This window comes from Chryseobacterium takakiae, assembly GCF_900129385.1.
Classification (GTDB): domain Bacteria; phylum Bacteroidota; class Bacteroidia; order Flavobacteriales; family Weeksellaceae; genus Chryseobacterium; species Chryseobacterium takakiae.
Genome location: NZ_FQVO01000011.1, coordinates 86,199 through 104,359, shown reverse-complemented (window position 1 = coordinate 104,359; position 18,161 = coordinate 86,199). Strand labels below are relative to the sequence as shown.

General features: G+C 33.8%; 19 protein-coding genes, 1 tRNA gene and 1 pseudogene. 11 read left to right on the top strand and 10 right to left on the bottom strand.

Annotation, left to right across the window (positions count from 1 at the left end; all coding sequences use genetic code 11):
- Positions 1 to 40 precede the first annotated feature (40 nt).
- From BUA76_RS14475 to mce, 9 genes and pseudogenes are all read right to left on the bottom strand, one after another.
- Positions 41 to 1,122 (bottom strand): annotated as a pseudogene (locus BUA76_RS14475) (DUF3871 family protein).
- Positions 1,100 to 1,978, bottom strand: coding sequence for an ATP-binding protein (locus tag BUA76_RS14470; protein WP_072885506.1), 879 nt, complete (start codon positions 1,976 to 1,978; stop codon positions 1,100 to 1,102). Before BUA76_RS14470 ends, BUA76_RS14475 begins: the two are co-directional and overlap by 23 nt.
- A gap of 88 nt (positions 1,979 to 2,066) precedes the next feature.
- Entirely contained in the window at positions 2,067 to 3,269 is a 1,203-nt protein-coding gene (locus BUA76_RS14465; protein ID WP_072885505.1) for a site-specific integrase, read from the bottom strand.
- An 84-nt stretch (positions 3,270 to 3,353) separates the two neighbouring features.
- A complete protein-coding gene (locus tag BUA76_RS14460; protein ID WP_072885504.1) occupies positions 3,354 to 4,670 on the bottom strand; it encodes a DUF3987 domain-containing protein in 1,317 nt (438 codons plus the stop codon).
- 4 nt (positions 4,671 to 4,674) lie between these two features.
- The gene (locus tag BUA76_RS14455; RefSeq protein WP_072885503.1) at positions 4,675 to 5,067 is read right to left on the bottom strand and encodes a hypothetical protein; all 393 of its coding nucleotides are present in this window, start codon (positions 5,065 to 5,067) and stop codon (positions 4,675 to 4,677) included.
- Positions 5,060 to 5,341: a helix-turn-helix domain-containing protein gene (locus tag BUA76_RS14450; protein ID WP_072885502.1), complete on the bottom strand. Its 282-nt coding sequence runs from the start codon at positions 5,339 to 5,341 to the stop codon at positions 5,060 to 5,062. The genes BUA76_RS14455 and BUA76_RS14450 overlap by 8 nt, the downstream gene beginning before the upstream one ends.
- Positions 5,342 to 5,469: 128 nt before the next feature.
- Positions 5,470 to 6,225 carry a hypothetical protein gene (locus BUA76_RS14445; protein WP_072885501.1) on the bottom strand — a complete coding sequence of 252 codons (756 nt, stop codon included), beginning with the start codon at positions 6,223 to 6,225 and terminating at the stop codon, positions 5,470 to 5,472.
- Between the two features lie 87 nt (positions 6,226 to 6,312).
- Positions 6,313 to 6,386 (bottom strand) — tRNA-Ile (locus BUA76_RS14440).
- Positions 6,387 to 6,447: 61 nt separating this feature from the next.
- A complete protein-coding gene (gene mce / locus BUA76_RS14435) occupies positions 6,448 to 6,846 on the bottom strand; it encodes a methylmalonyl-CoA epimerase (protein WP_072885500.1) in 399 nt (132 codons plus the stop codon).
- Between the two features lie 85 nt (positions 6,847 to 6,931).
- Between mce and BUA76_RS14430 the strand changes: the two genes are divergently transcribed.
- The 6 genes from BUA76_RS14430 to BUA76_RS14400 all read left to right on the top strand — a co-directional run bounded on the left by BUA76_RS14430 (position 6,932) and on the right by BUA76_RS14400 (position 13,016).
- Positions 6,932 to 7,291 (top strand): ribosome-binding factor A, encoded by a 360-nt coding sequence (locus tag BUA76_RS14430; RefSeq protein WP_072885499.1) that lies wholly within the window; start codon positions 6,932 to 6,934, stop codon positions 7,289 to 7,291.
- A gap of 3 nt (positions 7,292 to 7,294) precedes the next feature.
- Entirely contained in the window at positions 7,295 to 8,500 is a 1,206-nt protein-coding gene (locus BUA76_RS14425; protein ID WP_072885498.1) for an ABC transporter permease, read from the top strand.
- Between the two features lie 204 nt (positions 8,501 to 8,704).
- Positions 8,705 to 9,442 (top strand): shikimate dehydrogenase family protein, encoded by a 738-nt coding sequence (locus BUA76_RS14415; RefSeq protein WP_072885496.1) that lies wholly within the window; start codon positions 8,705 to 8,707, stop codon positions 9,440 to 9,442.
- Between the two features lie 79 nt (positions 9,443 to 9,521).
- Complete coding sequence (locus BUA76_RS14410; RefSeq protein WP_072885495.1) at positions 9,522 to 11,327, top strand: DUF349 domain-containing protein; 1,806 nt, start codon at positions 9,522 to 9,524, stop codon at positions 11,325 to 11,327.
- Positions 11,328 to 11,386: 59 nt separating this feature from the next.
- Positions 11,387 to 12,421, top strand: coding sequence for a bifunctional diaminohydroxyphosphoribosylaminopyrimidine deaminase/5-amino-6-(5-phosphoribosylamino)uracil reductase RibD (gene ribD / locus BUA76_RS14405; RefSeq protein ID WP_072885494.1), 1,035 nt, complete (start codon positions 11,387 to 11,389; stop codon positions 12,419 to 12,421).
- On the top strand, positions 12,411 to 13,016 hold the full coding sequence (locus BUA76_RS14400; protein ID WP_072885493.1) for an IMPACT family protein: 606 nt from the start codon (positions 12,411 to 12,413) through the stop codon (positions 13,014 to 13,016). The genes ribD and BUA76_RS14400 overlap by 11 nt, the downstream gene beginning before the upstream one ends.
- On the opposite strand, the gene BUA76_RS14395 is transcribed toward BUA76_RS14400, so the two are convergent.
- Positions 13,013 to 13,723 (bottom strand): zinc metallopeptidase, encoded by a 711-nt coding sequence (locus BUA76_RS14395; RefSeq protein ID WP_178337343.1) that lies wholly within the window; start codon positions 13,721 to 13,723, stop codon positions 13,013 to 13,015. The genes BUA76_RS14400 and BUA76_RS14395 overlap by 4 nt on opposite strands.
- A gap of 103 nt (positions 13,724 to 13,826) precedes the next feature.
- On the opposite strand from BUA76_RS14395, the gene BUA76_RS14390 reads away from it, so the two are divergent.
- From BUA76_RS14390 to nuoD, 5 genes are all read left to right on the top strand, one after another.
- A complete protein-coding gene (locus tag BUA76_RS14390; RefSeq protein ID WP_072885492.1) occupies positions 13,827 to 14,954 on the top strand; it encodes a GNAT family N-acetyltransferase in 1,128 nt (375 codons plus the stop codon).
- A gap of 327 nt (positions 14,955 to 15,281) precedes the next feature.
- Entirely contained in the window at positions 15,282 to 15,653 is a 372-nt protein-coding gene (locus BUA76_RS14385; RefSeq protein WP_029298774.1) for an NADH-quinone oxidoreductase subunit A, read from the top strand.
- Positions 15,654 to 15,758: 105 nt separating this feature from the next.
- Positions 15,759 to 16,319 carry an NADH-quinone oxidoreductase subunit B gene (locus BUA76_RS14380; protein ID WP_066441001.1) on the top strand — a complete coding sequence of 187 codons (561 nt, stop codon included), beginning with the start codon at positions 15,759 to 15,761 and terminating at the stop codon, positions 16,317 to 16,319.
- Positions 16,320 to 16,324: 5 nt separating this feature from the next.
- On the top strand, positions 16,325 to 16,819 hold the full coding sequence (locus BUA76_RS14375) for an NADH-quinone oxidoreductase subunit C (RefSeq protein WP_072885491.1): 495 nt from the start codon (positions 16,325 to 16,327) through the stop codon (positions 16,817 to 16,819).
- Between the two features lie 61 nt (positions 16,820 to 16,880).
- Positions 16,881 to 18,104, top strand: a complete 1,224-nt coding sequence (gene nuoD, locus BUA76_RS14370; protein WP_072885490.1) for an NADH dehydrogenase (quinone) subunit D — start codon at positions 16,881 to 16,883, stop codon at positions 18,102 to 18,104.
- Positions 18,105 to 18,161 lie beyond the last annotated feature (57 nt).

Sequence of the window (18,161 nt, the reverse complement as noted above, 5' to 3'; positions counted from 1 at the left end):
CCACCAATTAAAAAAAATGAGCCATTTTCAGGCTCACTTTCTAACTCAAAAACCAATGATAATTGGAATTACCATTGAGTGTTTTCTGAATACCTTTGGTAAACTCAAAAGCATTCAAATTCCTGTTTAAAAATGTATCTATACAACTACTCTTACTGGCTTGTGTAAAAAGATTGTAGAGATTCCATAGGTTTATATCTCCAGCATTATCTCTACAGAAACTTTCATCTTCATAATAATCCTTGGTAATGGTATTGATATGACCATCATTAAATTGAAGCCTTGGTATCTGTGACTTCTCTTTTTTAGGTAAATGCTGATACAACCTGGTTCTACCCAACAACTGAGCAAATTGATGTTCAGTTAATGAGTAATCTGCAAGCTCTTTCATTCAGATAAATGTTTCTCTGAATTATAATTGTTAAGTACCTGGAAAAGTTTAGATTGTAATTCTTCATAAGAACTTACTTTTAAATCTTCAACAAATCCATCACTCCAAACACAAAGATTACAACATACTTTATTCTGAAAACCAACAAAGAATTTAAACTTTTCAAAGGTTTTCTTATTGTACAAATTCTCCTGATTATAAGCTCTAACTCCGCCAATTGTTAATGACAGTTCATCACCGTTAATAATGTCTGTAATTGCAGGTATTTTAACAATAAAAGCCATCCTTTCATAATAAATAGTTTTCTCATGGTCTAACAAATCCTTCACATTCTTATAAATAGCACCTGGAGTCCTACCTTTAATTTGATGAGAAACCCTTATTTCAGGTTCACTGATAGAATGGTTAGGAAATACATTAGCAATGCAGTTTTGGGATATTTCTATGAATTCCTGGTGACTAATAGTCTTTTCGTTATCCTTGCTGAATACAGGTATGATACATTCATTTTTCAAATGTTGCAAATGAACTTCCTGTGTATTGGCTTCAATAAAAGGTTTGTGGTTATAATCCTTCTTGTCCAGTAAAATTTGCAAATTAGCCTTTACGTCACCTGTATCCAAGATATTATTATGGGATACAGGTAACTTTTCAGTTCTTGTATTGTTGATCGGTCTTAAATCAAAAGCCTGCTCTAAAGTGGCAGGCTTAATGTCTCTTATTGTGTCCATTTGTCGAATAATTTTTCGGATTAGATAGTTGTATTAAGAAACTCTTTTTCTCTCCGTAATGAGGTTTAAGGTTCTCTTGATATTCAGGATATTGCTTGTATAAAGCCAATAATTCAGCTATATTATTACAATACTGGATTTGTTGAATTACCTGCTGTTCATTAAGAGTATTTTGGTTTCCAGGTACGCCACTATTACACCAATCTAAAATCAGCTTCCCAGTCAATTCACTTATCTGAAATTTAGGTTTACCCATAAATAAACCAGTTCTGTCTTTACTTGATACTGAAAAATGTTTTATATCAATATCAAAAACAAGAGTAAATTCGTAGTCCAATCCATCTCTTTGAACTGATTTTAGACCTACTTTTTCAGGAATGTATTTACCATCTTTTTGATTCAGCACATAGTCTTGTTTAGTTCTCATAGTAGCAATAATATGAACATTAGCTTGAAGAATTTTCTCTACAAAGGCTTTCTGTCTCGGTGTAACCTTTGCCCAGTTAGTAAAGCTGTTTCCAGCCAATCTGGAATGAAAATCTAATAGTTCATCCCATTCATGAGATATTGAATCTATAATAATAACTTCCATTCCTGCTTTTTCACAAACTTCAATAGCTTGAATATAGTTTTCAGGTGTAAATGGTGGTGTCATTGTCAAGACGTTGTAATTACCTAAATGAGCATACAAATCAGCACTTCCATTTTCTGTATCAATTACAGCTACCTTTGATAAATCGCCATTAGTCAGTCCTTGTGCTATAAGTAATGAGGAATAGGTTTTTCCTGTTCCTGATGCACCTTGCAGAGCCATTTTGATTTTTGCTCTCCTCCTTTCGCTTTGTCTTAATTGCATAATATTTTTTATTTAATGGTTAATGTTTAAAATGAAAAAAGGTTAAGCAAAGTTGCCTAACCTTTCCTCCGACTTTTAATAGTTAAGATTATAAATCATCTAATGCTTTTACAGCATCATCTAATACATCACTGCCAAACTCTTTCAGATAAGTCATTGTAACTTGAACATTGCTATGTCCCATCAATTCAGAAATTATATCTGTACTTGCTCCCCTATTCTTCATAATTGTTGCAAAACTATGTCTTGCAACGTAAGAAGTTAAATGAGTTTCAATTTTAGCTATCTTAGCTATCTCCCTAAGCTTATTGTTGAATCTTGAAAGTATCTTATGCTTTCTATTTTCAATCTGCAAAGGTGTCATTTCATTGTGGAGCAAAATGGGAAATACAAACTCTGATTTACTTCTATTACTATAATAATTAATAATATCCTTTGCTTTATTATTCAATTCTAAACTAAAATCTCCTTTTGTTTTTGAACGAGTATAAATGATTCTATTATTTTTAATATCAGATTTTTTCAGCTTCATCATATCAACAAAATTCATCCCTCGTGTATAAAATGAAAACATAAAATAATGATAAGCTTCCAACAATTCAGGTCTATCAGACAAGTCCACATTTTTAAATTTTCTAAAATCCTCTTCCGTCAATGCTCTTTTTTTAGTTTTTGTTTTTAGTTTTGAAATCAAATATTTATCAAATGGATAATCTTCTTTTGACATTATTTTTCTTTGAATTGCTTTATTAATTAACGATCTTAATTCCCTCATTTTAAAGGCAATACCACCATCTATATTTCCTCTTGACCTCATATCAACTTCAAATTTTTCTAAGAACTCAGGAGTTATATCAGTAAATTTAATCTTATCATTAGAAAACTTTAAAAGTGCATTTTTAGTTTCCTTATAAGCCCTTGCATTACCAAGCCTATGAGCTGTAGTTAGTTCATCAATAATTTCATCAAAAAAAGGAATTACTAATTTTCTATTTATTTGTTTTCCTCTAAATTTATCTTCAAATTCCTCGAGAGAAAAATCTTTATCATCCAACTGAAAATCTCTAACTATATCTTCAGCTTTGACTTTAATTTTATTAAGAATCTTATTTTCAGCTTTGTAATTTTGATGTCCTTTAAGAAACTGTTCATTTTTAAAATTTGCTCTATAGCATTTTAAACCAATATTTATTTTTTTTCTTTGACGTGCTTTTATGATTTGTAAATAAACAGAGTATTGACCATTGGACATAGGTTTACTGTCAAGCACTATTTTAATACTTGTATTCATCTATTTTAATTTTAAAGTTTAGGAAAAACTGCCCAAGAAGCTGGGCAGTTAAATTAAATTGCAAAAACTGCAATAATTGCAGGTTTACACCATCTTTCTGTCTCTGCGATATTCACCATGTTTGACCGGAATAATTATTTTCTTTTTTTTCCATTGGCTTAATTTATCGTCAACCGTTCTGGTTGGAATACCTAAAGTTTCACCTTTTTGTATTGCTTCCGCTCTTGTAAAAGTTGATGGTAATGAAAAAAGAAATTGCTCATCATTTTCTGATAAGAATGAATCATCAAATGAATTAAATGTTATTAATGAATGTTTTAATAATTTCTTCGTAATTCTTAAAGCTAAGATAAAATCAACATTTTCACATAGCAACTTTTTATCTTCTATAATTCTATCTAAATTTCTTAATGCAGATAAAATCATTGCGATTCTATAACATATAAGACCATGTCTACGTAAATTAGATAAAAATGAATGAGAATGTCCGTTTATAATTGTCTCATGTAAAATCTCAAATTCCTTTGTAAAAGCTTTATTTTGTGACTCTGTAAATAAAAACTCTATTTCATAATCTAATTCTTTTAACTTCCCATAAAAATCAAATATTACAGAAGCTTCATTTTGAAATATCGTGTTGATATCATTTGTTTTCTTTAAAAATAAATCAGATTTAAATCCAGAGATCTCATCAAAAGAATAAACAATAAACCTGGAAAACAATCCATTTTCTTTAGATTTTATTAAACTTTTGAGTTGCTGTGGTGTTCCACTTAAAAGCATTGATAATTTAGGTTCTTTTATATCAACAAAAATATTTTCTAATTTTCTGCTAATTGATAAAGGCTCGTGATGAAATGCCTTACGCAATACATCAGAATAATTACTCCAATCATTATTTAGCATAATACTCATTGTGTCCGCTTCTGATTCTATTATTACTAAACCGTTCTGTGATTTAGATAAATAGGAATACATTTCCGCAGTTGAAATATTGGCTGGCAAAATTTTGATTTCAGGTGAAGGACAATTTTCAAAATCTCTTTCCTTCGCTTTTTTCTTTTCTTCTCTACATTCTTTCTGTTCGTGAATGCTTAACTCCAATAATCTATCGTGAATTTTCTCAATTAAAATTCTTGACTTGTTCATAACACCTTTGCCAGATGCCGCAGGAGCAATAATCATCGAATAAAGGTTTGGATAAACTTTATCACTATCATAAACCCCATAAACATTAGGTAAACAAACACTTAACACAGATAATGATGATACTAATACTATATCTCTTTCTCTTCCTTCAAAATTATCTGTTAGATTTTTCAATACAGAAGGCAATAATTTAAAGACTTTATCATCAAGCATTTCATTAACAATTCCATTATTATATTTAACTTCCTCCATGTCTCTATATATTAATTTTGCTTTCAAAAACTTTAGGAAAAATAAAGTATCCTTTATTGTCATTCTTCATTCCATCATCATATGGAGGGCTATTTTTACTTTTATTCACAACAGAAAAAGTCCCATTTGAATAAAAAGCTAAATAATTTAGCAAAACATCTCCCAATTTATAATCATATTTATTACTTGAAGGAAAAATTGAAATTTCAATTTTATTTGAGAAATAGGTAACAGCAATACCACGGTTAGTTTTTCCATTTACTTCATAAAGATAGCCATTAGATACAACCTCAGTAATTGAAAGGTTTTCAATATTTCTTAAAATTCTTTTATTAAATTCATGAAAAACAATTTTAGCCTCATGATCTATCGAATAATTTTCTAATCTCTTATACATCTTTCCTAACTTTTAAATTGTTAAGTATTATCTCTGCTATGGAATCTATACTTTTACTTTCATTTTGAAGCATCCAATTATCTAAATGAGTTTTCTGGAAATATAATTTTCCACCATTAGGTTTGGAAAATGAAATTTTCGATTCAGATGTCAATTTATAAATAGAACTCTCTGATAAATCAAGATATTGGGCTGCTTCTCTCAAGCTTAAAATATTCTTTCCAACAAATGTTGGCAACATAGAATACTCTTTATCTAATGTGTCTTTTGTCATTTTTTTTATTTTATGAAGTCCCGACGTCGTTAAATTTAGACTTCGTTGTTAAACAGTGACAAAATTCTTAAGATAAAGAGGAAAAATATGAAACAGAAAAAAATAAAAAATTGAAATCTTGTTTCAATTTATCTGGAAATATAATTGTTTAGATTCTTTAAATCTATACTCTCAATATTTTCTTTAAGAGTATCGTAAATCTCGACTGGATATTTATTATTGCTTTGAATTTGAGCAAAATGTAGAAAAACACCTATAAATCGGAGGGAATCTGATTTTTTTAAATCTCGGTCAATTAAAAAAGAATGCAATTGCTTAATGAATTGTTTTTTGTAGATTTCAGATGTATTTTTGAATTGCATAGTCGATTCATCTTCCAGTATTTGCAATCTTTTAGAGCTGAAATTATCCTTATTAAATCCGTAATAATGAATTATTGAAGAGTATATGTCTTGAACTAAGAAAAAATTATCAACAGTAAGATTATTACCATTCTTATTTTTAAAATAAATACTTTTTAAATAATTATAATTATTAGAAAACAAATATTCTTCTAAAATATCAAATAGTGAAGATAAATTTTTAGATAAATTTAAATAGTCTTCATCCATCGAGTTAATAATTGATAGATGTTCACTTTCATTAAAATATGTATTTTGAGTGAAAGCTAACAGTGTGATAAAATCAGAAGAAAATATTTCTAAATTATATAGCTTTACTAATTCTCTAAGCAATTTCAGTATGTTAGAAGGAACGGAAAATTGTTTAAATTTGAAGTTATCTACATCAATTGGAATAATGTTGCATTTTTCTAATGGTACAATTTCATTAGCAACAGAATTTGAAAAAGTTTCGATTTGTCTGAAATAGTAAATATCATTCACAATTCAAAATTAATAAAATGTTGCAGTATTGTTGCAGCCAAAAATAAAAAAAGCACCCACATTTCTGTAAGTGCTTGATTTAAAAAGTGGTCCCACCTGGGCTCGAACCAGGGACCACCTGATTATGAGTCAGGTGCTCTAACCAACTGAGCTATAGGACCGCAAAATTGGTTGAATTTTGTGACTGCAAAAATAACAAAATTTCCGTCACTACAAAATTTTTTATTGCTTTTCTTGACAAAGTTCTACAAGTACCCCGTTGGTGCATTTCGGATGCAGGAATACAATTAATTTATTATCAGCTCCTTCCTTTGGTTCTTCGGAAATAAACTCAAATCCTTCCTTTTTTAATCGTGCAACTTCATATAGTATATTTTCAACACCAAAAGCCAAATGGTGAATACCTTCCCCTTTTTTATCAATAAATCTGGAGATCGGGCTTTCTTCTCTACTGGCTTCCAGAAGTTCAATTTTACTTTCTCCTGCAGCATAGAATGATGTGACAACACCTTCTCTCTCCACTGTTTCTTTTTTATAAGATTCCGTTCCCAGAAGTTTGGAAAAGAGCTCGTCTGAAATTCCCAAAGATTTTACCGCTATACCGATATGTTCTAATTTCATAAATTATATATTAAGTTGTAAATTTGATAAACGTTCAAATTTTCAAAGTATCAATTCAAACAAAAGTACTAAATTTGCACAACTTATGGAAAGCAACAGACAACGAAAAGTAGCACAGATCATACAGGAAGACTTCGCGGAACTTTTCCGCAAACAGGCTGCAGAAAGCGGGCAAGGCATTTTGGTATCAGTTTCTGATGTAAAAGTGACCGCAGATTTAGGAATCGCTAAAATCTATCTGAGCATATTTCCTCAGGAATTCCGTGCTGCCGTGATGAAAGAAATAGAAGAAAATAAAGCGCAGTATAGAAATTTCATCGGTCAGAAAATGGCCAAACAGGTTCGTGTCATTCCTAATCTCAACTTTTATTTAGATACTACTCTTGATGACGTTGAAAAATTAGACCGGGAATTAAGAGGTGAAGGTGATAATCCTATTCTGTAACCTTTGAAAAATATTGCATTTTATATCGCATCCAGATACCTTTTGTCAAAAAAAGGAAGCACTGCAGTTACATTCATTACCTGGCTTGCTGTTGGGGCTATGACGGTTGCCGTTACTGCAATGTTTGTCATCATTTCGGTATTCTCAGGACTGGAAGATCTCAACAAGGAACTCATTTCCAATCTTCATGCAGATCTTACCATTAAAAGCAATTCCGGAAAAACCCTGAAAGATTTTGACAATATAAATACTATTCTTAAAAACAATAAAGAAATCAGTCATTTTTCAAGGGTTATTGAAGAAAAAGTTTACATCAGCTATAACGGAAAAGGCGATATTGCTTATCTGAGAGGTGTAGATTCCGCTTACACAAAAGTAAATCCTATTGATAAAGATATTTTTTACGGAGCCTATCCGGGTTTTAAGTATTCCAATGAAGTTTTAATGGAAAACTCCCTGGATAACAGGCTTTCCATTCCGGTACCTTCCAATTCAGATTATGCAACATTATTTATGCCTAAACCGGGAACCGGAATTATCAATAAAGAGGAGGATATTTATAACAAAAAAGACATTCTGGTGACAGGAGTCTTTCCCGGTAAAGACCAATTGGACAATTACATTATCGCACCTATTGAACTTACCGAAGAGTTACTGAACCTTCCAAAACACTCCACTTATCAGATTGTTATCAAACTAAAAAATCCTGATAATACAAATTTAGTAAAACAGCAGCTCCTGTCTTCTTTAGGAAAAAATGTTGATATTAAAACCAAAGAAGAAGAAAATGCTGCATTCTGGAAAATGATCAACACCGAAAAATTATTTATTTATTTAATTTTTGCACTGGTCATTTTTATTACAACCTTTAACCTTGCGGGAGCTATCATTATTTTACAACTTGACAAAAAACAGCAGGCAAAATCCTTGGTGTCATTAGGGTTACCTTTAAGCCATCTTCGTCAGATTTATTTTTATACAGGAATTCTTATCGTTGTTTTGGGAATTATTTCCGGGCTCATTCTTGGAACTGCACTTTGCTTTTTCCAGCAGTATACCGAGTTTTTCAAAGCCAATGAAACCCTGCCTTTTCCGGTAAAAATCGTAGGCAAAAACTATCTCATTGTCGCGGTTACTGCAGCACTTTTCGGCTTTGGTATTTCATGGGTGTTTTCTAAAATAAGTAAAGATTATATTACTAAAAATTAACCCGTATAAGAAAAATATTCGTGAAATTAAAAAAGCTTTGATTTTTATTTTCAGGAAAGATATAATCCAGATTACAGAAAAGCCTCAAAAATTTAAAATAAATGAAAGAAAATATTCTTTTCCTCAAAATTATGATAGAGTAATCTATAAAAAAAATATTTATATAAAGACCGGTTTTTCCAGTCTTTTTTTTATTTTTATACTATGGATTCCAATAAAAAATTAGGCCTCATCGGAAGAAATATATCATATTCTTTCTCTAAAAAGTTCTTTGAAGATAAATTTCAGAAACTGATGTTAAAAGGCTATTCTTATACTATTTTTGATCTGACTGAAATTCACGAAGTGAACGAACTTTTCACTATTCCTGATCTGATAGGATTTAACGTTACCATTCCTTACAAAGAAAAAATCATCGACTATCTGGATGATCTCAGTGAGGAGGCAAAAAAAATTGGTGCCGTAAATTGCGTTTTAATTGAAAACGGAAAAACAACCGGCTACAACACAGATGCCTTCGGGTTTGAAAAAACATTACTGCTTCACAAAAAGCCACACCAGGAATCGGCGATCGTATTAGGAAACGGCGGCGCAGCAAAAGCGGTAAAATACATTCTGGACAAGAATAATATTCCATCTGTTACAGTGTCAAGAAATACGGAAATAAATTATCTCAATCTGGACAGAAAAATGGTTGAAGATCACAAAATTATCATTCAATGTACCCCGGTGGGAACTTTTCCCAATGTAGAGGAATGCCTGGATTTTCCTTTTGAAGGCATCACAAAAGACCATCTCATCATTGATTTGATTTACAACCCAAGCTATACGCAATTCATTATCAAAGCTTCAGAAAAAGGAGCAAAAACAGTGAATGGATATTACATGCTTGAGCAACAGGCAGAAAAAGCCTGGGAAATTTGGAACTTTCAAAAAAAATAACATAAATTAGTGCTATATTTGGCTTTTTTGCTATATATTTAGAAGCTATATTAATGCCACTCACAATAAACGATTTGCTATGATTACAGAAAACAATCTTTCTGAAAACGAGGAAAACAAAAAATTTACTCCGGAATCTTCGGAAGAAACTTCAGAAGACGCCACTCCAAAAGATGAAACCGTTCATGCTGAAGAACATGAGCACGACGAAGAACATGAAGAGGTACAGCTTTCCCTCAGTGATACACTGAAGGAAATGGAGAAAATCATCAATGCTCCCAATGCCGGTGAAAATTTCAAAAAATTTAATCAGCTTAAAGAGAAAGCAAGTCATTACATCCATGATGAAGTGGAGGACAAAAAACACGAATATATCGATGCGGGAAATGCTCCTGAAAATTTTAACTTTGAACACCCTTCTCAGGCTAAATTTTCAGCCTTGGTAAATATTTTCAGGGAAAAACATGACACCTTCCAAAAAGGACAGGAAGAGGAGCAGAAAAAAAACCTGGAACACCGCCAGAATATCATTGAAAGACTTAAAAGTCTGTACACTAATTCCGAACCCGGAACCAATCTTTTCAAATCCATAAGAGAGATTAAGGAAGACTGGTCTAAGGCAGGACAGGTAGCAAAGTCTGAATTCAAAATTCTTAACAACAATTATTTTCATCATCTGAATCAGTTTTACCAGATGTTGGATCTCAATAAAGAGTTTCTTGAACAGGAATACAGCCATAATCTTGAAAAAAGACAGCATATCATTGAGCGTGCAAAGCAACTGGAACAGGAACCTGTTATTCAGAAAGCACTAAATGAGCTTCAGTACCTTCATAAACTCTGGAAAGAAGAAGCAGAGCCGGTTGCAGAAGAGTTCCGTGAAAAAACATGGGAAGAGTTCAAGGAAATTTCCAATAAAATCCACGAAAGAAAGTCTGAACTTTCAGCAGCTATCGAAACCGAACAAAATGAAAATCTTGAGAAGAAAAATCAGATTATCGCCGAAATAAAAAAACTTTCGGAACCGTCTGAAAATCCGAACCATAATTACTGGCAAAATGCCATTAAAAGAGTAGAAGAATTAAGATCGGAATTCCTGAAAACAGGAAGTGTGCCAAGAAAACTTTCCAACCAAAACTGGAATGATTTCAAAACAACTTTAAGATCCTTCAACACAACTAAAAATACCTATTACAAGTCATTAAAAGGCTCTCAGCAAGCGAATCTTGAAGAAAAACTAAAACTTATCCAGACAGCAAAAGATAACCAGAACAACGAAGAGTGGGATATTGCAGTACCTTTATTTAAAAAGCTCCAGGAAGACTGGAAGAAAATAGGTCACGTTCCCAAAAGCATGACCAATAAAATCTGGGACGAATTCCGCGATGCCTGTAATGCCTTTTTCAATAATTACAGAGAAAAGAGTAATGCTTCTACCGATAACTGGAAAGAAAATTATAAAAATAAAAAAGCACTTCTCGATGAACTGAAAACAGTAACCAACGAAGAAGGAAGCATCGAAAGAATCGAAGCGATAAAAACCTCATGGAACAATATCGGAAAAGTCCCTAGAGATAAGATTTCAATCAATACAGAATTCAACAAAACATTAAGAGAAAAGCTTAAACTCAACAAAATCAACGAGCTTGAGCTCAAAGAAGAAGGTTTATCTGAAAATCAGCTAACTGATAAAGCAAGAAAAATAAAAAGCCAGATCTCGGATCTTGAAGCTGAAATTGTAAAACTGGAAAATAACCTTGCTTTCTTCAAGAATCCATCCAGAGAAAACCCGCTTTTAAAAGAAACATTTGATTCTATTGATGAGAAAAAGACTCATCTTGAAACATTAAAACAAAATCTTCACAGCATTATTGCAGGAGAATAATATAATTTAAAATTAAAAAGGCGGAGCAAAGTAATTTGTCTTCGCTTTTTTCATTCAATATGCAGGACGAATTTTATATAAAAAGATGTATTGAACTCGCTAACAAAGCATTAGGAAAAACTTATCCTAATCCGCTGGTTGGAAGCGTCATCGTACATAATGACCAAATTATCGGTGAAGGCTATCATCATAAAGCAGGTGAAAACCATGCGGAAATCAATGCCATTAATTCCGTTAAAGATCTTTCCCTTATCCCGGAATCCACAATCTATGTATCGCTGGAACCCTGCGCTCATTATGGAAAGACACCGCCGTGTGCCTTAAAAATCAAAGAACTGGGCTTTAAAAAAGTAGTTATCGGAGCTATGGATTCTCATGATAAAGTAAACGGAAAAGGAAAAAAAATCATTCAGGATGCGGGAATAGAAGTCGTTTCAGGAACTTTTGAGAAAGAGTGCACCGAATTAAACAAGAGATTTTTCACTTATCATGAAAAGAAAAGACCATATATTATTCTGAAATGGGCACAGTCCGGTGACGGGTTTATGGATAAAGATTTTAAACCGGTTTCCATCTCAAATCCATTGGTCAATCAGTTTGTTCACAATCTTAGAGCAGACGAACACGCCATTCTTGTAGGAACCCAAACCGCTTTGAATGACAATCCTGCTCTCACAGTACGAAATGTTGAAGGCATAAACCCTGTGAGAATTTTGATCGATTTTGACCTGAAAGTCCCGCAGGATTTCAATATTTATAATGAAGATGCAAAAACTTTGGTTGTTAATGCGGTTAAAGATGAAGAAAAAGGAAATATCCGTTTTATAAAAATCAATAAAGAAAATCCACTGAATGAACTGATGCATGTACTGTACAACGAACAAATCCAGTCGGTGATCATAGAAGGAGGAAGATTTACCCTTCAACAATTTATTGATGAAAATCTTTGGGATGAAGCTATAGTCATTGAAAATAAAAATTTAAAACTTGAAAACGGTACAAAAGCTCCGCAATTTGACGCAAAACCTGAAAAAAAAGAAATATTCAGGGATAATTTAATACGATTTTACAAGAGAAAGAATTATGTTGTTTGAGTACAAAACGATAGAAAAACCCGTAGAAAATATTTTATTAAAAGAAAAAGGAAGTAAATTTATAGGATTTGCCTATCCGGTAAACAATGAAGAAGAGCTTAAACATGCTTTAGAACAAATAAAATCAGAGCATCCCAAAGCGACACACTATTGTTATGCTTTCAGAATAGGGCTCCACGGGGAAAATTATCGGGCCAATGACGACGGAGAACCTTCGGGAAGCGCTGGACTTCCGATTTACAACCAGCTTCTTGCCCATGAAATTACCAATGTAATCGTTATTGTGGTCCGCTATTACGGCGGTACAAAACTAGGGGTTTCCGGCTTGGTAAAAACATATAAAGAATCTGCTAAGCTCACTTTGGAAGAATCTCACATTATTACAAAGGAACTTGAAACAATATTAGAAATAAATTTCAATTTTGATCAGCAAAACATCATCTTTACAATTCTTTCTAAATATGACGCAAAAGTGATGGATTTTGCTGCTGAAGAAAAATGTAAGGTTACCGCATCGTTAAAGCTGTCACAAAAAAAAAGCATTTCGGACAAACTGTCCGAAATGCAGCATATAACTTTTAATTTTAAAAATTAATCTCTTCTGCCTCCCATAAGCAGTGATGCCCAGTATAAAAGCTGAGCCAATGATCCGATAGCCGCTACCACATAGGTTCTGGCCGCCCATTTTAAACTGTCTTTTACCCCTACATACTCTTCTGCGGTTACCGTACCGGTATCTCTCAGCCATTTCATTGCTCTGTTACTCGCATCGTATTCTACAGGAAGAGTAATAAAAGCAAACAGCGTTGTACATGCAAACATGATCACGCCTATTGCCAAAACCAAACGGTTTCCCGTTGGGTTCTCAATAGATTGTGTAGCAGCCATAATCATAATCCCTGCAATAAGCACAAACTGCATAAGATTTGAGCTTATCTGTACTACAGGCACCAGTTTTGAACGAAGCTGCAGCATTGAATATCCTACTTTATGCTGTACAGCATGTCCGCATTCATGGGCAGCAACTGCAGCCGCAGCCGCATTTCTCTGCATGTAAACGGCTTCTGAAAGGTTCACCGTTTTATTTTCAGGATTGTAGTGGTCTGTTAATTGCCCCGGAACCGATATTACCTGAACATCATTAATTCCGTTATCTCTCAGCATCTTCTCTGCCACCTCCTTTCCGGAAAGCCCGTTCCGAAGATGCACTTTTGAATAATATTCGAATTTCGACTTCAGCCTGGATGAAACCCACCAGCTTACAAGCATTGAAATCCCAATGATTATATAATACCCTATCATTTTAGTAACTTTATAATATATTTTCACCCGATATGATGTAAAAACTGTGCCAAAGTTTAGCATTTATTTGGTTATATTTGCTTATTAATTTGCCTTTAAAACTATGTCTACAATTTCAGTAATTGAAGTAAAAACAACGGATCAGTTAAAGCAATTCGTCAGATTTCCAATGGATCTGTATAAAAACAACCCTTACTATGTGCCGTCATTTATCAATGATGAAATCAACATTTGGAATCCTGCTGAAAACCCTGCCCTACAATATTCTGAAGCGAAGCAGTTTCTGGCTTTTAAAGACAATAAAATTGTTGGCAGGATTGCCGTAATAATCAATCATAAAGAAAAAAAAGAGCTGGGTATCAGAAAAGTCCGTTTCGGATGGATTGATTTCATCGATGACTTTGAAGTGTCTGAAGCGCTAATAGACACCGCTATAAATTATGCCAAAGAAAAAAACATTGACAAAATAGAAGGTCCAATGGGTTTTACCAATCTTGATAAAGCAGGAATGCTGACTTTAGGATTTGACAAGCTGGCAACGATGATCGGAATTTATAATCATGAATATTATCCAAGACATCTTGAAAAATTAGGCTTAACAAAAGAAAAGGAATGGGTAGAATTTGAACTTCAATTTCCGGAAATACTCCCTGATAAAATTCACAAATTCAACGAATTAATATCCCAAAAATACAGACTTAGAGTCCTGAAATTCAAATCAAAAGAAGAGATTATCGAATATGTAGATCCTATGTTTGACCTTCTTGACGAAACCTATAAACATCTCTCTACATACACTCCTATTTCCGATGAACAGCGTAAAACATACAAAGAAAAATATTTTAAGCTGATAGATAAAGATTATATTGTTTGTGTTGCCGATGATGCAGATCAGCTCATCGCTTTTGCCATTACAATGCCTTCTTATTCCACAGCTTTACAAAAATCAGGAGGGAAACTTTTACCCTTCGGATGGTGGCATTTTCTGAAAGCAGGAAAGAAAAACGACCGGGCTAATTTTTATTTAATAGGAATTCATCCGGATTATCAGCGAAGAGGTGTTACTTCTATTATTTTTAAAGAAATATGGAAACTTTTCAGGAAAAAAGGTGTAAAATATCTTGAAACCAATCCTGAACTTGAAGAAAACAAAAGCATACAGCTCCTTTGGCAGGATTATAATCCTGTGAACCACAAAAGAAGACGAACATATTCTTTAAATGTCATTTAATTTAATTAACTAAATTATTCATCACTAGATATGAAAACGCCTCTTATTATTTTTGGAGTTTTAATTGCAGGATTTATTGTTTTCAATCTGTTTCTCCAAACAGACAATGAAAGAATTGACACAGCCATAAATATCATCTATGCCAGCATCTTATTTGGCTACATTTCCTTTATGGCATTTTCTCTCCTTAAAAAAATGAAGAAATAATCTTATTTTTATTGATTCTAAATTGTGCGTTTTATCCATTTTAGTGAGACTTTTAATGGTATAAATTTCATGCTTTCTTGTTTATTCCCTAAATTTGCAAATTGAGATAATAATGCAAAAATGAATTTACCTGAAAGTTATATTCCAATCCTTATACAAGCGGGTGTTGCGATAGGTTTCGTAGCCATTTCTTTGCTTGGAGCACATTTTTTAGGTCCGAAACAGAAAAAAGGAAATTCTGTGAAAAACCAAAGCTGGGAATGTGGAGTCCCGGTGGAAGGAAATGCAAGAACGCCGTTTTCCATCAAATACTTTTTGACAGCGGTATTGTTTGTATTATTCGATATTGAAATCGTATTTTTTTATCCGTATGCAGTAAACTTCAGAGAATTCGGAATGGAAGGATTCTTAGCAGTGCTCATGTTTGTGGCAATTTTCTTTATGGCATTTTTTTATGTCTGGAAACGCGGCGCATTAGATTGGGATAAATAAAAGGAATAGAAATTTTAAATGACAATTTTAGACAATTCATTTTACTTTAAAGCTAACATTACCAGTAATTTTGAATCTAAAATTAAAATCTTAAATCTAAAAAAAATGTCAGATAACAAACCAATAATAAGAACAGATGCACCTGCTCCGGAAGGATTTGAAGGAGAAGGGTTTTTCGCAACGAAACTGAGCAGTGTAATCGGGATGGCCAGAAAGTTTTCTCTATGGCCGCTGCCTTTTGCAACCTCTTGTTGTGGTATCGAGTTTATGGCAACCCTCAATCCAACATATGATGCTTCAAGATTTGGTATGGAAAGAAACTCTTTCTCACCAAGACAGGCAGATTTATTGATGGTTTGCGGAACGATATCAAAAAAATTAGGCCCCGTGCTTAAAGAAGTATATACACAAATGGCAGAGCCGAAATGGGTAGTATCCGTTGGTGCATGCGCATGCAGCGGAGGTATTTTCGATACCTATTCCGTATTGCAGGGGATCGACAAAATCATTCCTGTGGACGTATATGTACCGGGATGTCCTCCAAGACCGGAGCAGATTATCGAAGGCGTAATGCAGGTTCAGGCTTTGGCGGAAAGCGAAAGTATCAGAAGAAGAGATATGCCTGAATATCAGAAACTATTAGATTCTTACAACATTAGCAACTAACGGAAATGACAAACGAATTTGTATTAGAAGCAATCACAAGAGAATTTCCGGAGTCTGTAATTTCAAGTTCAGAGCCTTATGGAATGCTGACGATTGAGGTAAAGAAAGAAGATCTGAAAAAAATCGTTCACTATCTGAAAGACTCATCCCTGGAAATTAATTTCCTTACCGATGTTTGCGGAATCCATTACCCGGAATTTCCTGAAAAAGAAATTGGGGTTGTATATCACCTGCACAACATGATGACGAATTTCAGACTCCGTATTAAAATCTTCATGTCCAGGGAAAATATTGAGGTAGATTCTTTAGTAGATCTTTATGCAGGAGCCAACTGGATGGAAAGAGAAACCTACGATTTTTACGGAATTAAATTTAAAGGACATCCTGATCTCAGACCAATTCTGAACATGGAAGATCTCGGTTACCACCCTATGCTGAAAGAATATCGTCTGGAAGACGGCACAAGAACCGATAAGGACGATGCAATGTTCGGAAGATAAAAAGCGAATGGCCAATGGCGGCTTGCCTATAGCCAGAAGCAAATAGCTAAAAGCAATCATTATGAAAGATAACTCATTATCCAATATACTCAACCAATACGACAGTAAGGAGCAGATTGACGGGCAGTTGTACACCCTCAATTTAGGTCCGACCCACCCTGCAACACACGGGATTTTCCAGAATGTCCTTACCATGGACGGAGAAAGAATCCTTCATGCAGAACAAACTGTTGGATATATCCATAGAGCATTTGAGAAAATTTCAGAAAGAAGAAACTATTCTCAGATCACTACCCTTACCGACCGTATGAATTACTGTTCTGCGCCCATCAACAATTTAGGTTGGCACATGACAGTGGAAAAACTGATCGGCGTTGAAGTTCCGAAACGTGTAGATTATATGCGTGTTATTTTAATGGAGCTTGCAAGAATCGGGGACCATTTGATCTGTAACGGGGTAACGGGAATGGACTCCGGAGCAATTACCGGTCTTACCTACATGTTCATCGAAAGAGAACGTATTTATGATATGTATGAGCAGATCTGCGGTGCAAGGATGACTACCAACATGGGAAGAATAGGAGGCTTTGAAAGAGATTTCACACCTAAATTCCATGAGCTGATCAAGGATTTCCTTAAAACGTTCCCGCCAAGATTCAAAGAGTTCTGTACTTTACTGGAAAGAAACAGAATCTTCATGGACAGAACCATCGGAGCAGGAGCGATCTCTGCAGAAAGAGCATTAAGCTATGGTTTCACAGGTCCGAATTTACGTGCAACAGGCGTAGATTACGATGTAAGAGTTGCACAGCCTTATTCTTCATACCAGGATTTCGACTTCATTATTCCTGTGGGAACTTCCGGAGATACTTACGACCGTTTCATGGTCCGCCAGCAGGAAGTCTGGGAATCCATTAAAATCATCAAACAAGCATACGAAAATCTTCCGGAAGGACCATTCCATGCGGATGTTCCTGATTTTTATCTTCCTGAAAAGGCTGATGTTTATCAAAAAATGGAAGCATTGATTTACCATTTCAAAATCGTAATGGGAGAAACAGATGTGCCTACAGGTGAGGTATATCATGCTGTAGAAGGTGGAAACGGAGAATTAGGATTTTACCTGGTAAGTGATGGCGGAAGAAGTCCTTACAGACTGCATTTCAGAAGACCGTGTTTCATCTATTATCAGGCTTATCCTGAGATGATTACCGGCTCTGTAATTTCAGATGCCATTGTTACAATGTGTAGTATGAATATTATTGCCGGAGAATTAGACGCATAAAAAGAATTTAGAAAAAAAGATGAAGGATAAAAGACTTTCATCACCCCAATATAAAAT

Coding starts and splice junctions, on each gene's coding strand:
- BUA76_RS14470 (WP_072885506.1), bottom strand. CDS start 1,978: ATGCAATTAAGACAAAGCGAAAGGAGGAGAGCAAAAATCAAAATGGCT.
- BUA76_RS14465 (WP_072885505.1), bottom strand. CDS start 3,269: ATGAATACAAGTATTAAAATAGTGCTTGACAGTAAACCTATGTCCAAT.
- BUA76_RS14460 (WP_072885504.1), bottom strand. CDS start 4,670: ATGGAGGAAGTTAAATATAATAATGGAATTGTTAATGAAATGCTTGAT.
- BUA76_RS14455 (WP_072885503.1), bottom strand. CDS start 5,067: ATGTATAAGAGATTAGAAAATTATTCGATAGATCATGAGGCTAAAATT.
- BUA76_RS14450 (WP_072885502.1), bottom strand. CDS start 5,341: ATGACAAAAGACACATTAGATAAAGAGTATTCTATGTTGCCAACATTT.
- mce (WP_072885500.1), bottom strand. CDS start 6,846: ATGAAATTAGAACATATCGGTATAGCGGTAAAATCTTTGGGAATTTCA.
- BUA76_RS14430 (WP_072885499.1), top strand. CDS start 6,932: ATGGAAAGCAACAGACAACGAAAAGTAGCACAGATCATACAGGAAGAC.
- BUA76_RS14415 (WP_072885496.1), top strand. CDS start 8,705: ATGGATTCCAATAAAAAATTAGGCCTCATCGGAAGAAATATATCATAT.
- BUA76_RS14410 (WP_072885495.1), top strand. CDS start 9,522: ATGATTACAGAAAACAATCTTTCTGAAAACGAGGAAAACAAAAAATTT.
- ribD (WP_072885494.1), top strand. CDS start 11,387: ATGCAGGACGAATTTTATATAAAAAGATGTATTGAACTCGCTAACAAA.
- BUA76_RS14400 (WP_072885493.1), top strand. CDS start 12,411: ATGTTGTTTGAGTACAAAACGATAGAAAAACCCGTAGAAAATATTTTA.
- BUA76_RS14395 (WP_178337343.1), bottom strand. CDS start 13,723: ATGATAGGGTATTATATAATCATTGGGATTTCAATGCTTGTAAGCTGG.
- BUA76_RS14390 (WP_072885492.1), top strand. CDS start 13,827: ATGTCTACAATTTCAGTAATTGAAGTAAAAACAACGGATCAGTTAAAG.
- BUA76_RS14385 (WP_029298774.1), top strand. CDS start 15,282: ATGAATTTACCTGAAAGTTATATTCCAATCCTTATACAAGCGGGTGTT.
- BUA76_RS14380 (WP_066441001.1), top strand. CDS start 15,759: ATGTCAGATAACAAACCAATAATAAGAACAGATGCACCTGCTCCGGAA.
- BUA76_RS14375 (WP_072885491.1), top strand. CDS start 16,325: ATGACAAACGAATTTGTATTAGAAGCAATCACAAGAGAATTTCCGGAG.
- nuoD (WP_072885490.1), top strand. CDS start 16,881: ATGAAAGATAACTCATTATCCAATATACTCAACCAATACGACAGTAAG.